General features: G+C 49.4%; 12 protein-coding genes. 8 read left to right on the top strand and 4 right to left on the bottom strand.

Going from position 1 to position 14,994, the window contains the following annotated elements; genetic code table 11:
* Window positions 1-43: 43 nt before the first annotated feature.
* The 3 genes from namA to J2S00_RS03510 form a co-directional block, all read right to left on the bottom strand.
* Window positions 44-1,051, bottom strand: a complete 1,008-nt coding sequence (namA, locus tag J2S00_RS03520; RefSeq protein WP_307336027.1) for an NADPH dehydrogenase NamA — start codon at window positions 1,049-1,051, stop codon at window positions 44-46.
* 174 nt (window positions 1,052-1,225) lie between these two features.
* Entirely contained in the window at window positions 1,226-1,390 is a 165-nt protein-coding gene (locus J2S00_RS03515) for a hypothetical protein (protein WP_307335462.1), read from the bottom strand.
* 99 nt (window positions 1,391-1,489) lie between these two features.
* The gene (locus J2S00_RS03510) at window positions 1,490-2,956 is read right to left on the bottom strand and encodes an NAD(P)/FAD-dependent oxidoreductase (protein ID WP_307335460.1); all 1,467 of its coding nucleotides are present in this window, start codon (window positions 2,954-2,956) and stop codon (window positions 1,490-1,492) included.
* Window positions 2,957-3,157: 201 nt separating this feature from the next.
* On the opposite strand from J2S00_RS03510, the gene J2S00_RS03505 reads away from it, so the two are divergent.
* The 6 genes from J2S00_RS03505 to J2S00_RS03480 all read left to right on the top strand — a co-directional run bounded on the left by J2S00_RS03505 (window position 3,158) and on the right by J2S00_RS03480 (window position 9,034).
* Window positions 3,158-5,038 carry an aldehyde ferredoxin oxidoreductase family protein gene (locus J2S00_RS03505; RefSeq protein ID WP_307335458.1) on the top strand — a complete coding sequence of 627 codons (1,881 nt, stop codon included), beginning with the start codon at window positions 3,158-3,160 and terminating at the stop codon, window positions 5,036-5,038.
* A gap of 42 nt (window positions 5,039-5,080) precedes the next feature.
* Window positions 5,081-5,362, top strand: coding sequence for a MoaD/ThiS family protein (locus tag J2S00_RS03500; RefSeq protein WP_307335456.1), 282 nt, complete (start codon window positions 5,081-5,083; stop codon window positions 5,360-5,362).
* Between the two features lie 8 nt (window positions 5,363-5,370).
* Window positions 5,371-5,745 carry an amidohydrolase family protein gene (locus J2S00_RS03495; RefSeq protein ID WP_307335454.1) on the top strand — a complete coding sequence of 125 codons (375 nt, stop codon included), beginning with the start codon at window positions 5,371-5,373 and terminating at the stop codon, window positions 5,743-5,745.
* A 72-nt stretch (window positions 5,746-5,817) separates the two neighbouring features.
* Window positions 5,818-6,144, top strand: coding sequence for a metal-sensitive transcriptional regulator (locus tag J2S00_RS03490; protein WP_307335451.1), 327 nt, complete (start codon window positions 5,818-5,820; stop codon window positions 6,142-6,144).
* Window positions 6,145-6,272: 128 nt separating this feature from the next.
* On the top strand, window positions 6,273-6,482 hold the full coding sequence (gene copZ, locus J2S00_RS03485; RefSeq protein ID WP_307335450.1) for a copper chaperone CopZ: 210 nt from the start codon (window positions 6,273-6,275) through the stop codon (window positions 6,480-6,482).
* A gap of 134 nt (window positions 6,483-6,616) precedes the next feature.
* The gene (locus tag J2S00_RS03480) at window positions 6,617-9,034 is read left to right on the top strand and encodes a heavy metal translocating P-type ATPase (RefSeq protein WP_307335448.1); all 2,418 of its coding nucleotides are present in this window, start codon (window positions 6,617-6,619) and stop codon (window positions 9,032-9,034) included.
* Window positions 9,035-9,077: 43 nt separating this feature from the next.
* Here J2S00_RS03480 and J2S00_RS03475 read toward each other — a convergent pair whose 3' ends face one another.
* Complete coding sequence (locus J2S00_RS03475) at window positions 9,078-10,556, bottom strand: alkaline phosphatase family protein (RefSeq protein ID WP_307335445.1); 1,479 nt, start codon at window positions 10,554-10,556, stop codon at window positions 9,078-9,080.
* A gap of 195 nt (window positions 10,557-10,751) precedes the next feature.
* Between J2S00_RS03475 and J2S00_RS03470 the strand changes: the two genes are divergently transcribed.
* Together J2S00_RS03470 and odhB are read left to right on the top strand one after the other, a co-directional pair.
* Window positions 10,752-13,598 carry a 2-oxoglutarate dehydrogenase E1 component gene (locus J2S00_RS03470; protein WP_307335442.1) on the top strand — a complete coding sequence of 949 codons (2,847 nt, stop codon included), beginning with the start codon at window positions 10,752-10,754 and terminating at the stop codon, window positions 13,596-13,598.
* Window positions 13,599-13,662: 64 nt separating this feature from the next.
* Window positions 13,663-14,955 carry a 2-oxoglutarate dehydrogenase complex dihydrolipoyllysine-residue succinyltransferase gene (gene odhB / locus J2S00_RS03465; protein ID WP_307336025.1) on the top strand — a complete coding sequence of 431 codons (1,293 nt, stop codon included), beginning with the start codon at window positions 13,663-13,665 and terminating at the stop codon, window positions 14,953-14,955.
* The last annotated feature ends 39 nt before the right edge of the window (window positions 14,956-14,994 follow it).

Raw genomic sequence — 14,994 nt, 5'->3', positions numbered from 1 at the left:
TTCATAAGGTACCCAAAATAGATTAAAGTATGGCTTGTGAGTTTTACCAGCCCCGTTCATATTGACGGGGGGCTTCAATATCCACGTTTAATTCCTGTGCGGCCCGTCTTGGCCAATAGGGATCACGTAACAGTTCACGAGCCAGAAAAACTAGGTCGGCCCGTTCATTTTGTAAAATTTCCTCTGCCTGTAAAGCACTGGTGATCAGGCCTACCGCTCCGGTGGCTACCCCTGCCTCTTTTTTGATTCTTTCTGCAAAAGGCACCTGATATCCCGGGTAAACATTAATTTTAGCCGGCACAACCCCACCGGAACTGCAATCAATCAGGTCCACGCCTTGTGCTTTCATTTTTTGGGCATAATAAACGTAATCCTCAATATCTAATCCATCCGGATGATAATCACTAGCCGAAATGCGCACAAACAGTGGACCTTCCCACTCCTGTTTAACCGCTTCAATCACCTCTTGCAGGAAACGGTAACGGCAGTCACGGTCACCCCCATATGTATCATTGCGCTTATTGCTCAAAGGAGAGAGGAATTCATTGATCAAATATCCATGAGCAGCATGGATTTCCACAACGTCAAACCCAGCTGCTTTGGCCCGGCGTGCAGCATGTTGAAATGCGGTAATGGTTTCTTTGATTTGTTCCGCCGTCATTGCTTGAGGGGTTTCCAACTTATCATTAAACGGAATAGCTGACGGAGCGATAATCGGACCATCAACGGTAGCTTTGCGTCCGGCATGGGCCAACTGGATGCCAATTTTGGCGCCGTGCTCATGGCTCAAGCGGACCAATTCCTCCAAACCCTCAATATGCTCGTCACTCCAGACCCCCAAGTCATGCACAGAAATACGCCCTTGGGGGGTAACGGCAGAGGCTTCCACAATAATCAGGCCAACCTGGCCCACTGCTCGGCTGGTATAATGGACACGATGCCAGTCCGTTACTTTTCCATCCCCTTTCATGCAAGAATACATGCACATCGGAGACATGACGATCCGGTTTTTAAAGGTCACGTTCTTAATGGTATAGGGGCTAAACAGCATGTTCATCGCCTCACATTCCTTTACACAGTTTTGTTGTTGAAGTTTTTTCGTCTTACTAAATATTTTAGCATGACTGAGTATATTCGTGAAAGGGAGTGAGAGATTTACTCAGATAGCTAATTAATAACTTGGGGACGGCCTATAAAAGGCCGCCCCCTCAATATAACGGCGAATTTAGCAGTACTCGTTTAAGTTGTAATCTTCTGGCTCATTTTTTCTGCGATTGGTTACTGCTTCAGCACCCTCATATTCTCCAGCAAACTCTTCCACCGGAACAACGTCACGAATGTTGATGTTTCGCTCGTTTCTGTTCCGCTGGTTGTTACGGTTTTTAGCCACCGGGATGCACTCCTTTTCGCCGTTGGAATAGATGAGCTAACCAGGTTGGTAAAGCTCATCCGTCACTTAGTATGACCATTTCCCAGTAGAATAAGGGTGTTAATTTGTAGCAACAATGTGTACTGAGGAGGAAGTATTGAGCTTCTCTACGATATGGCGGGCAACCCAAACCCCTGAAGCAGATGCTTGGGCCAGTCCCCGGGTCAACCCTGCGCCGTCTCCAGCAGCATACAGGTTGCTAACTTCTTCCACTTCCAGGTGCTCAGTTAAATAGGGACGGGCTGAGTAAAATTTGGCCTCCACACCGTACAACAAGGTGTGCTCAGTGGCCAGTCCCGGAGTGACATGGTTTAACGCTTCAATCATTTCAATAATGCTCTTCATTGTGGCATAAGGCAGTACTTTGGTCAGATCACCGGGAACAGCCTCTTTCAGTGTAGGTTCCACAAAACCTTCTTTGATCCGTTTCTCAGTGGAGCGTCTGCCTCGCATGATATCTCCAAAGGTTTGCACCAGGATGGATCCTCCAGATAACTCATTGGCTAATGTTCCAATACGTCGGGCATATTCGTTTGGTCTGTCAAACGGTTCAGAGAACTCATGGGAAACCAAGAGAGCGAAGTTGGTGTTCTCTGAACCAAGCGCTTCATCTCTGTAGCTGTGTCCATTAGCCAGCATGACACCGCTGTGGTTCTCTACCACCACATGGCCGGAAGGGTTGCTGCAGAACGTTCTCACTCTTGTGCCCACTGAGCTGTTATAGATAAACTTACCTTCATACAGGTGGGTGTTGACCTCTTCCATAATGGTGTTTAAGGTTTCCACTCGTACGCCAATATCTACCTGATTATTTTTCATCCTGATATTCCGTTTGCGGAGCAGGTCAGCCAGCCAGGCTGATCCGTCCCGCCCTGGGGCAATGAGCACGTGTCTGCCTCTGATTTCCTCGCCGTTCTTTTTCAAAATGATGCCGTTCACTTTCAGCTTGCCGTTTTCTTCTTCAGTCAGCAAGTCTGCCACTTCTGTTTTGAAACGCATCTCAATTTTATCGCTTAAATACTCAAAGATACTCTTCAGTATTTCCAGGTTTTGTTCCGTTCCCAAATGACGAACGTTGGCCCTTAATAATTTTAAGCCTGCTGCCAATCCTTTTTTCTCAATTTCCTTGACAGCTTCACTGGTTGGGTCTGTTATGGATGTGGTTGCACCATGCTTCAGGTTAATTTCATCCACATAGGTGATGAGGTCATATACGATACGTTTATCTAAATAATCGGTTAACCAACCGCCAAATTCAGTGGTGATATTAAACTTTCCATCTGAATATGCGCCAGCCCCTCCGAATCCATTGGTGATGGAACAGGCGGGCAAACAGCCGGCATAGTCTTTTTTCGCTGTAGCTGGCGGGCATTTTTTAATTTTGCGCTCCAAAATCGGACAGCGCCGGGCATAAATATCCAGTCCTTTATCAATAAGCAGCACTTTGGCTCCTGGTGCTTTCAAGGTGAGCTCATAGGCTGCAAAGATCCCGGCCGGTCCGGCCCCGACAATAATGACATCATACATGGGCAATCACCTCACGTTAAAGATAAAGACGAACAATAAAAAGACGGGTTGTTTAAAAAGTTCGTATTTACCACAAACCGTGTTTATTTTAACATAATTTTACTTAAAATCAACTATTAAAAACTTTAGTTAGGCGAAAAAAAGGAAAAAGGGTGTATGGTTGCGAATACATATAACAAGAAAGCAAAGGGAGGGCAGGGTATGAGTTTAGGAATTAACGGTCAAATATTACGGGTCAATTTAACGCAGGGGACTCATTCCATCGACCGGCCGGATGAGGCCTGGTACCGGATGTATCACGGCGGCAGAGGCCTGATTGCCTATTACTTGTACAAGGAGTTGGAGCCTGGGATTGATCCATTGGGACCGGACAACAAGCTGATTTTTGCCGCCGGACCGCTGACCGGTGAACCGTTTGGCGGAGCGGGACGCAACAGTGTGGGGGCCAAGTCCCCTTTGACAGGAGCGTATGGTGACGGTGAAGCAGGCGGGTTTTGGGGCTCCTTTTTAAAGCGGGCAGGGTACGATGCCGTGATTGTGGAAGGCAAGGCAGAGCAACCTGTCTATATTGCCATTGAGGATGGACAGGTGACGATTCATGATGCCAGCGACCTTTGGGGTAAAGACACGGCTTATGTAGATCAATACTTAAAAGCAAAGCATGGCCGGGGGGCTAAAGTATGCCAATGCGGTATTGCCGGGGAAAACCTGGTCCGCTATGCCACAGTGGTCAATGACATCAACCGCATGGTGGGACGGACCGGAATGGGGGCTGTGATGGGCTCCAAAAAACTGAAAGCCATTGTGGTCAAGGGCAAGCAAATGCCCAAGATGAGCAATCCTCAGAGGGTGAAGGAGCTGGCGGCCTGGATGGGCAAGAACCATGCCGAGCTGACCAAGGGCTTTCACAAGATGGGCACCTCAGGGGTTGTACAACCGTTAAACCGGGTCAGCGGCTTGCCTACCCGCAATTTCAGGGATCCTTCCTTTGAATATGCTGAACAGATTTCCGGCGAGGCGATGCACAGCCAGTTTAAAGTGAAGGACGATACCTGTAACGCCTGTCCCATCCGTTGCAAACGGGTGGTGGAGTCGGAGGAACATCAGGTGGACGGCCGATTTGGTGGAGCAGAGTATGAACATTTGAGTGCGATCGGTTCTAACCTGGGCATTAGCGATCTGGCTGCTCTGATGAAAGCGACGGAGCGGTGCAATGCTTACGGAGTGGATGTCATTTCGCTGGGTGTGACCATTGCCTGTGCCATGGAAGCCTATGAGAGAGGCATCATCACCACAGCGGATACCGACGGGATTGAGCTGACCTGGGGCAATGCCGAAGCCCTGTTGACCCTGAGCGAGAAAATATGCCGGAGGGAAGGTGTTGGCGATCTCTTGGCTGAAGGCAGCATGCGCTTTGCTGATGAGATTGGCGGCGGGACAGGGGAGTTTGCTCTGCATATCAAAGGTCTGGAGTTACCCATGCATGAACCCCGCTTGAAGCAGGGGATGGGTGTCGGCTACGCCATTTCCCCGACTGGAGCCGATCATTGCCACAACCTGCACGATACGGGAACAGCCAAAAACGTGGACTTTTTCAAACCGTTAGGTGCCTTTAAGCCAGTTCCTGCCGATGATATCGGCCCGGAGAAGATGCGCATGCTGGTGTATTTTACCAATTGGCGCCATTATATGAACAGTGCGGTGGTGTGCCAGTTTTTACCCTGGACCATTGATCATCTTGTGGAGTTGACCAATGGCGTCACGGGCTGGGACACCAATGTGTGGGAATTGATGAAAGTAGGCGAACGGGCCGCTACGCTAACGCGTCTCTTTAATTTACGGGAAGGATTTACAGCGGAGGATGACCGTCTGCCCAAGCGGTTTTTCAAGCCGTTTAAGGCAGGGTATATTAAAGGCAAAGCCCCCTCGGAAGAGGACTTCCGGCAGGCCATCCGCTATTATTACCAGATGATGGGCTGGGATGAACAAGGTGTACCCACAAACGGCAAACTGACCGAATTGGGTATTTTATGGGCACGGGATAGCGCTGCCAGGGAAGTCACCTCCATTGAGCAAGGCTGATGTATTTACCACCGTGACAGAGCGTGCGATGTGAGGTAAAACATGAACAGAGTCATTGGCAAAGAAGGGATCGGGATGCTTATTTATCTCAGAGCCTATGGGCATTTGGAACATTATCTGCAGCAAGGGGAGCCTTTTGGGGATGATAAGCGGTGGGTAAAGCTGAAAACAGACAGTCATGGCATCAAAAGCATCATCCGTTCGCTGGGCATTCCCGAACAGGAGGTTTGCTTTCTGGTCCGCAATGGAGAATTTATGGACTGGGATGAACAGGTGCATGATGGGGACCGGATCGAACTGATCCCCCCAATAGAGGGGGGATAACCAACCTTTTGTTTAAAGAAATGAAAATAGCAGCTGGATTGCAAAAGACCGAACATTTTGACCCCACTGTGCTGGATGCCCAGACGGTGTTAAAAATGGCCACGCTTGAGGGAGCAAAGCTGCTGGGCATTGACAAAGAGGTTGGAACATTGGAGCCGGGTAAAAAAGCGGACATCATTTTGATTAATATGAACCAGCCTCATCTTGTCCCACATCACCATATTCCTTCTTTGCTGGCCTATTCTGCCAACGGTTCGGATGTGGATACGACCATTGTGAATGGAAAAATTTTAATGAAGAACAGGAAACTCTTAACCATTGACGAAAGAGAGGTTATACGTGAGGCCCACAAAAGGGTGGCAAGAATTGTCGAGGGGGTATAGTGCTTAACTTTTACGGCGCTTGCCCTTGTGATTTTCATCATACATGGGTATAGTATTAGTGAGGTGAGAAAGATGACGGATTTAAAACACAATCACGAAGTGTCAGACTGCCATGAGAGCGGGCGCCAGGGACGGGCACCGGCTGAATTGAAAGAAAACCTGATCCGCCGCCTGAACCGGATTGAAGGGCAGGTCCGGGGTATCAAAGGCATGATTGAGCGGGATGTGTATTGTGATGACATTCTGAATCAAATGGCTGCCGTCCAATCGGCTCTCCATTCGGTGTCCAAATTGCTGCTGGAAAGCCATATCAAAACCTGTGTGATGGAGCGGCTCAAAGAAGGCGATCAAGAAGTGACCGGAGAATTTATGAAAACCATCTCCAAGTTAATCAAATAACAAGGGGATCAATAAGTGTGATTTCGGTTTTTCTTGAATACAATACAGGGGTATTCTATATTAATGGTGAATGATTGGATTCCATACAATCGACACTAACACCAAACCAAACTTTGGAGGAGACAATGATGAAAGAAGTCACACTCAAAGTAGAAGGTATGTCTTGTTCCCATTGTGTATCTGCTGTAGAAAAGAGTGTCGGGGCGTTAGAGGGCGTTTCTGGGGTAAAAGTCAATCTGGATCAGGGTCTGGTTGAGGTTAAATTTGACGACAGCGTCGTCAGTGTGGAAAAAATTAAGCAAACCATCGATGACCAGGGATATGATGTGGTATCGTAGGAGAGTCTAATAGAAAAGCTGGACTGTTTTCGGCTTCGGGCAAATCGTGTTACGGAAAAGGTAGCACGATTCCTTTTGGGTTGAATGATACCCTATAAGGGTATAAACAGAGTAAAGAAACGGGGGTGGCAGCTGTGACCCAAACACGGCAGACCAGTTTTAAAGTGACAGGCATGTCCTGTGCCGCTTGTGCCAACCGGATTGAAAAAGCATTATACAAACTTGACGGGGTACAAACTGCCCATGTGAATTTGGCTTTGGAAAAGGCGACAGTAGAGTATGATCCACAACATGTCAACCTGTCCCGTCTGGAAGCACGCCTTGAACAGCTGGGATACGCTATAGTAAAAGAAAAGGTTGAATTTGAGGTCGAAGGCATGTCTTGTGCCGCTTGTGCCAACCGCATTGAAAAAACGTTAAACAAAATGGCAGGCGTTTTTCAAGCCAACGTAAACTTTGCCCTGAAGAGGGCTGCTGTGGCCTACAACCCCGCTGAGGTTACCCCGGAGGAGATGATCAAACGCATTGATCAGCTTGGCTTTAAGCTGAGCTTAAAAGAAGATCGGACTGGTGCGGACCAAGCACAGGACCGGGAGACCGGCCGTCAATTTCGCAAGTTTGTCTGGGCGGCTGTTTTCTCACTCCCCCTCTTATGGTCGATGGTGAGCCATTGGGAATGGACAGCTTTTATCTGGGTGCCGGATGTGCTCTTGAACCCGTGGGTGCAATGGGCTTTGGCCACTCCGGTACAGTTTGTGATCGGCTGGCAGTTTTACAAGGGGGCGTATAAAGCGCTGCGCAACAAAAGTGCCAATATGGATGTGCTGGTGGCCTTGGGGACATCTGCCGCCTATTTTTACAGCCTGTATTTATCCATCGATTGGCTGAGGACAGGGGCTCATCATGTGGACCTTTATTACGAAGCCTCAGCCATCATTATTACGTTGATTTTACTCGGAAAATATTTTGAAGCAAAAGCCAAAGGCCGCACCTCCCAGGCCATCAAAAAGCTGATGGGCCTTAAGCCCAAAACGGCGTTGGTGATCAGTAACGGGCAGGAGATTGAGATTCCGGTGGACGAAGTCGTTGTGGGTGACATCATTTTGGTTAAACCCGGTCAAAAAATTCCGGTAGACGGGGAAGTGATTGCTGGCCGTTCCGCAGTGGATGAATCGATGCTGACTGGAGAAAGCATCCCGGTGGACAAAGAAGAGGGAGACGAAGTGATCGGGGCCACGATCAACAAAAACGGCACGCTAAAAATCAAGGCCACCAAAGTGGGTAAAGATACGGCCTTGGCCCAAATTGTGCGGGTCGTGGAAGAGGCGCAAGGTTCCAAAGCGCCCATTCAGCGCATGGTGGATAAGGTCTCCGGCATCTTCGTGCCCATTGTGGTGATCTTTGCCTTTCTCACGTTCTGGTTCTGGTACTTGATCCTGACACCCGGCCAGCTGGGCAGCGCCCTGATTTCCACCATTTCTATCCTGGTGATCGCTTGTCCCTGTGCCCTGGGGCTGGCCACTCCGACTTCCATTATGGCCGGTTCGGGCCGTTCAGCGGAACACGGCATCTTGTTCAAGGGCGGTGAACATCTGGAGAAAACCCAAACCATTACGACTGTCGTCCTGGATAAAACGGGCACCGTGACCAAGGGTGAACCGGAAATGACGGATGTACTGGTGAACCATGATGCCGGACTCAGTGAGGAGGAGCTGTTAAGGCTGGTCGGTTCGGCGGAAAAACCCTCCGAACATCCTCTGGCCCAGGCCCTTGTGCAAGGCATTATGGACAGAAATATTAAGTTAACCCATCCTAAAGCTTTTGAAGCGGTTCCCGGATACGGAATAACGGCGGAAGTAGACCAGCATCAGGTGTTAGCCGGTACCCGCCGCCTGATGGCTAAACATAATATTGACGTCTCCCCGGCCTTAGGGCAGCTGGAACAGCTTGAACAGGAAGGGAAAACCGCCATGCTGGTGGCCGTTGATGGCACCTATGCCGGGATTGTCGCCGTTGCCGACAGAGTGAAAGAAACATCTCGAGAGGCCGTGGCCCGCATGAAGGCGATGGGCCTGGAAGTGCTGATGATCACGGGAGACAATGAACGGACGGCCCGTGCCATTGCCAGACAAGTGGGCATTGACCGTGTGCTGGCCGAAGTGTTGCCCGAAGGCAAGGCTGATGAAGTTAAAAAACTGCAACAACAAGGGAAGAAAGTGGCCATGGTGGGCGATGGAATTAACGATGCTCCTGCCTTGGCTGTGGCGGATATCGGCATGGCCATCGGTACCGGTACAGATATCGCCATGGAAACAGCGGACATTACCCTGATGCGGGGGGATTTGAACAGCGTGGTTGATGCTTTGCTCATGAGCCGCAAAACGATGCGCAACATCAAACAAAACTTATTCTGGGCTTTTTGCTATAATACCGCAGCTATCCCTGTGGCTGCAGCCGGTCTTTTGCAACCTTGGATGGCCGGGGCGGCGATGGCTTTCAGCTCCGTTTCCGTTGTGTTGAATGCCTTGAGGTTGCAACGGGTTAAATTATAACAGGCAGACCGATGTAAGCACACCCCCTCAGGTGTGCTTTTTCTTATTGAAAATAATGGGATTTGAACAAGTTGAGAATGTATCCTTTGAAATCGACAAGTCTGGAGGGAAGCGAACTCCCTGATTCATCTCCGGCAACAATCAAGGGTATGAGGGAGTCCCATTTGTGCAGGGAGCCATGGCTGCCGCCGTTATTATGCGTGGGATAGTATCGGCTTTTAAATTCAAATCTCGGCCGGGCGGTAATGACAATCAGCGGAAAATCCTGTGAGAACAGAGCACCGTATAGCCGGGCCAGTCCATCGGGATAGTCGCCGTATTCGATCTTTTGTCCTTTTAAGCTTATGTCCATCACGGCCAAATCCCCCGTTAGAGTCCAAGTGCTCCCATAAGGATCAACAAAAGGCCCATTGGGCTTAAAGCTCATTTCTCTTCCTGAACCGCCTTCCATGACAACAACTTGATTGTCTTCTTTCCAGGCGATGAGATCGATACGGGCTTCTGCTTTCAATAACGCGACAATTTTTTTATCAATCCCGGGTTGCAAGGGGTAAAGGTAGGCCATCCGTTCATTGTTGCAGACCACCAGATGGTGATCGTCGCTTACCTCTTCTCCAAGTTGCAAAACACGATAATCATGTAACAGGTGATCCATATCAATATTGTAATCTTCCTCTGTACCCACATGTGTTTGACCATGGTCACTGCTGACGATGATAATATTCTCTTGCAAAGCTTTCTCCCATGATCCGTACGCATTTAACAGTTTTTGTAACTGCTGGTCAACTTGAATCAGCGGCAGTTCACCATGTTGAGGGCTTTTTTTGTGAATTTTATGATCGTTATCAGGAAGATAAATCAGCATAAAATCAGGCTGTTTTCCTTGCTTGATCAGCTCGGCACTGACATCAATGGCAAAGTCGTCATTGATTCCGCATAATTTGGTCAAACCAATGGCATAGCTTTTTAGCTTATGTTGCAAGAGGGCAGGGTAAGCGATTGCACCAAGCGTCAAAATCTCGGGCCCGCTTACGGTTGGTTCACCTTTAATTCCTGAGATCCATTTCATATAAACAGGCAGGTGCAGTTTGTGACTGGCTAAGCCGCGGTGAATAATCAGGTTAATACTGGCTGAGGTTAATCCCAGTCCGGCCAGTTCTTCAAAAATGGTTTTTACGCTGCGGCTCAAATGCTTTTCATTTAAATTGAGCAGTACATTTCGAGCACATTTGCCCAAGCCCAATCTGGACACACACTTATAACCATTGATGTAATTAATAATCTCTTTTTGTACAGGATCATACCAAATTAAACTTGGCACTTTATGTACATTGGGGTACACGCCTGTGGCCAGGGAGCTGTCCACAGAGGCGGTCATGGTGGGAAAAACAGTGACACAATCGGCACGGTATTGCCCACGCTCCCTTAAAAACTGAAGGGCGGGAATGATTCGTTTTTGAAAGCCTTTTTCCAGGATAGCAGGCATCAGTGAGTCAACCATTAAGAAAATGATTTTTTTCATGTTCATTGAACACCTTCTAGAAAAGTGAAGCTTATATTAATATGTCATGCTTTGCCGGAGTTTATGTGTCTTAATCTTTGTATTTTAGGAATCGGAGTGGGCTAAACAAGGTGTATAAACTTAAAACGGCTGTTTACACCAAACAGGATAAGGGTATCTTATTGTAAGAAACTGAAATAGCGGAGGGTGTTAGGGATGCCTGCTGAGGATATGGAGAATCGACGCCGTTGGGAACGGGCATTTGGGGTGAATCTGGGTTATATTTACGATCGATATGAACAGTACGTTGATGATCCTGACTCAGCTGAACCAGAGCTGAGAACCTTATTTGAACAGTGGGGACCGCCACCTTCGGTTGACCACGGTCATCAGCCCGTACGGGATAGGAAAAGAGAAAGAGGGTCGCCACAAACAAGTGCATACCAAATGGAAAAAGCGGTAGCTGCCATGCAGTTGGCCCAGCATATTCGTACATACGGCCACTTGGAAGCCAAAATTGACCCGTTGCACGAGGGAGAGACGGAGCACGTTTCCCTGCTTGATCCATCTGCTTACGGCCTGACTGAAGAAGATCTGCGCGCGTTGCCCGCAGCCGCCGTATGGCCAGAAGCGCCGGACAGGATGGAAACAGCTTGGGATGCCCTTAACCACTTGAAGCAAGTCTATACTGAATCCCTGGCTTACCAATTTACCCATGTTCATGATCCTGAAGAACGCAAGTGGCTTTGCCGCTGGGTGGAAACGGGCCGGGCACATGAGACACTGACTGGTGAAGAAAAGGTGGCGCTGCTGAACAGATTGATTGAAGTGGAAGTGTTTGAACAATTTTTGCACCGCAAATTTGTAGGGCAAAAGCGCTTTTCCATTGAAGGGTTGGATGCGCTGGTGCCCATGTTGGATGAGCTGATCAGCCAAGGCGTGCACAGCGGTATTGAGCACGTCATGATCGGTATGGCCCACCGCGGGCGGCTGAACGTGCTGGCCCATGTACTGGGCAAACCTTATGAGCTGATTTTTTCCGAGTTTCATCATTCCCCCAACAAAGATTTGGTGCCGTCTGAGGGTTCGGTCGGCATAAACTACGGCTGGACCGGAGACGTGAAATACCATCTGGGAGGAAAACGGGCCATCCGGGAGGATAATGTGGTTTGGACACGGTTGACCTTGGCTAATAATCCCAGTCATTTAGAGTTTGTGAACCCAGTGGTTGAAGGCTTCACCAGGGCTGCACAGGAAGAACGGACAAAGAGGGGCTACCCCGAGCAGGATGTCAACAAAGCGTTTGCTATTCTGATTCACGGCGACGCGGCTTTTCCGGGCGAAGGGATTGTGGCGGAGACTCTAAATTTAAGTCAGCTGCGCGGCTATCATACAGGTGGCACGATTCACATTATTGCCAACAACCGTCTGGGCTTCACCACCGAAGAACGGGATGCCCGGTCCACCAAGTATGCCAGTGACCTGGCCAAGGGATTTGAGATTCCCATTGTCCATGTTAATGCTGATGATCCTGAAGCGTGTTTGGCTGCTGTCCGGCTGGCTTACGCCTACCGCCAGCGTTTTCACAAGGATTTTCTGATTGACTTGATCGGTTACCGCCGTTTTGGACACAATGAGGCTGACGATCCGGCGGTGACCCAGCCCAAAATGTATGCTAAAATTCAGCACCATCCCAGCGTCCGTGTGCAATACGCACAGACCTTGATCAAGGAAGGATTGGTCACAGAAGATCTTATCAAAGCAAAGGAAAACAAGGCTGTGGAGAGATTAGAAGCGGCTTATCAACGGGCTAAGTATAAGAAGGAAGCTGAACCTCTTGATTTGGATCCACCGGAAGTGTTGAGCGGATCCCTGCCTGATATTAACACCAGTGTCCCGCTGGATACACTTAGGACGATTAACCGTGATTTGCTGAACTGGCCCGAAGGATTTACGGTTTATCCGAAATTAAGACGGATTCTGGAACGGAGGGCCAATGCCCTGGCTGATGACGGCAAAGTGGATTGGGCACTGGCTGAGACGCTGGCTTTTGCCACGATCCTGCATGACGGTATTCCGATCCGGCTAACCGGTCAGGATACGGAACGGGGCACGTTTGCCCACCGCCATTTGGTTTTGCATGACAGCAAAACGGGAGAATCCCTTTCTCCTCTCCATGTTATACCCCAAGCCCGCGCTTCGTTTGCCATTTATAACAGTCCACTTACTGAAACAGCGGTGCTGGGCTTTGAGTATGGCTACAGTGTATTTACCCAAGATACCTTGGTCCTGTGGGAAGCCCAATTTGGTGACTTTGCCAATGTAGCCCAAGTGATAGTTGACCAATTTATATCGGCTGGCCGGGCCAAATGGGGTGAACGATCCAATCTGGTCATGCTTTTGCCGCACGGCTATGAAGGGCAGGGTCCGGAACATTCCAGCGCCCGGCTGGAACGTTTCTTGCAATTGGCCGCCGAAAATAACTGGTTTGTCGCTAACGTGACCAAAGCGGCCCAATACTTCCACCTTTTGCGCCGTCAAGCCCTGTTATCAGGGCGTGAAGAAGAGCGGCCGCTGGTCATTATGACTCCCAAGAGCCTGATTCGCAACCCGCGGGCGGCCTCTCTCCCCAAGTTCTTCAGTGGGGGCAGGTTTTACCCCGTACTAGAACAGCCAGGCTTGGGTCAACGTCCTGACCGTGTCGAGCGCCTCATTTTGTGCAGCGGCAAAATTGCGGTGGAGTTAGAGGAAAAGTTGGAGAAAGCAGAGGATAACATGGATTGGCTGCATATTGTGCGTGTAGAGGAGCTCTATCCTTTTCCCAAACAAGACATCCAAAAGATCATTCAACGTTACCAGGGATTGCAAGAGATCGTCTGGGTGCAGGAAGAACCGCGCAATATGGGGGCTTGGCGTTATATGGAGCCTCATCTCTTGGAGTTGGCGGGGGAGATTCCTGTCCTTTACATCGGGCGTCCGGACCGCTCCAGCACGTCAGAAGGTTTACATGAAGCCCACAAGAAAGAGCAGGAACGGATTGTACAACAGGCCTTGAAACGCTAAACAAACGGCAAGAGCAAACAAGCACAGATCAACCTGTTTATTCAAACTGAGGGAGGTATCCGGGATAATGGAGGTCAAAGTGCCTGAACTGGCCGAATCAATCAGTGAGGGAACCATAGTTAAGTGGCTCAAAACAGAAGGGGATCCGGTCAAGCAGGGAGATATCCTGCTTGAGCTGGAAACAGATAAAGTCAATTTGGAAATCAACGCTGAGCATGATGGTATCTTGCGGGAGCGTCTCAAACAAGAAGGTGATACAGTCACGGTGGGCGAAGTGATTGCCCGCCTGGATAGAGGAGCAGCTGGAGAGGATCAAGGCCCGGATGGCGTACCGGAAGAAGCTCAGGTTGAAGAAGGACCAGCTGTAAAAGAAGAGGTCGGAAGAATGAAGCCTGAAGACCGGGAGGGAACCCTCGGCAGGAAGCGTCTGGCCACGCCTGCTGCCCGCCGGTGGGCACGCCAGCAGGGTATTGATCTGGGACAAGTTGAAAGCCTTGATCCCTTAGGCCGGATCCATGCAGCAGATATTAACAACCAAGAGAAAGCATCAGCCAGAGCAGAGGACGGACAGGAGAGGGCCGGAACAGAGAAACCGGCTCAAAAACCGATTCAACCGGAAAGCGTACCATTCACAGAACTGGTAACAGATGAAGCCAAACCGGTGGAACGGATCCGTATGTCCCGCCGCAGGCAGACTATTGCCAAGCGTTTGGTTGAAGCGCAACAAACAGCTGCCATGCTCACCACCTTTAATGAAGTGGATATGACCGCCATTCTGGAACTGCGTAAACGGCGCAAGGAATCCTTTTATAAAGAACACGGGGTCAGATTGGGTTTTATGTCTTTCTTCACCAAAGCAGTCATCGGTGCCTTGAAAAAATTCCCCTTGTTAAATGCAGAGATTCAAGGGGACGAGATCTTGGTCAAAAAATATTATGACATCGGTGTCGCTGTTTCCACCGATGAGGGTCTGGTGGTTCCTGTAGTGCGCAATGCCGACAAACTCAGCTTCGCGGAAATCGAACGGGAGATTGCCTCGCTCGCAGATAAGGCCCGTCAAAACAAACTGAGCATTAAGGACTTGCAGGGAGGGACATTTACCATTACCAATGGCGGGGTGTTCGGCTCTCTTCTGTCCACCCCGATTCTCAATCCCCCGCAGGTGGGTATTTTGGGCATGCACAAAATCCAAACCCGTCCTGTCACTGTTGATGATGAGCACATGGAAAACCGCCCCATGATGTATATTGCCCTCTCTTATGACCATCGCATTGTGGACGGAAAAGAAGCGGTCAGCTTCTTGGTCAAGGTGAAAGAGTTGCTGGAAGATCCCGAAACGCTGCTGTTGGAGGGATAGACAGTTTTTAGCTTATAACCATTGGAACTCATAACGGCG

Origin of the sequence: Caldalkalibacillus uzonensis (assembly GCF_030814135.1) — a bacterium.
In the GTDB taxonomy this organism is placed as follows: domain Bacteria; phylum Bacillota; class Bacilli; order Caldalkalibacillales; family Caldalkalibacillaceae; genus Caldalkalibacillus; species Caldalkalibacillus uzonensis.
This window is presented reverse-complemented; position numbering and strand designations above follow the sequence as displayed.

Bases quoted from the DNA above. Each gene is read 5' to 3' on its own strand.
- namA (WP_307336027.1), bottom strand. From the start codon at position 1,051: ATGCTGTTTAGCCCCTATACCATTAAGAACGTGACCTTTAAAAACCGG.
- J2S00_RS03470 (WP_307335442.1), top strand. From the start codon at position 10,752: ATGCCTGCTGAGGATATGGAGAATCGACGCCGTTGGGAACGGGCATTT.
- copZ (WP_307335450.1), top strand. From the start codon at position 6,273: ATGAAAGAAGTCACACTCAAAGTAGAAGGTATGTCTTGTTCCCATTGT.
- J2S00_RS03505 (WP_307335458.1), top strand. From the start codon at position 3,158: ATGAGTTTAGGAATTAACGGTCAAATATTACGGGTCAATTTAACGCAG.
- J2S00_RS03500 (WP_307335456.1), top strand. From the start codon at position 5,081: ATGAACAGAGTCATTGGCAAAGAAGGGATCGGGATGCTTATTTATCTC.
- J2S00_RS03510 (WP_307335460.1), bottom strand. From the start codon at position 2,956: ATGTATGATGTCATTATTGTCGGGGCCGGACCGGCCGGGATCTTTGCA.
- J2S00_RS03475 (WP_307335445.1), bottom strand. From the start codon at position 10,556: ATGAAAAAAATCATTTTCTTAATGGTTGACTCACTGATGCCTGCTATC.
- J2S00_RS03490 (WP_307335451.1), top strand. From the start codon at position 5,818: ATGACGGATTTAAAACACAATCACGAAGTGTCAGACTGCCATGAGAGC.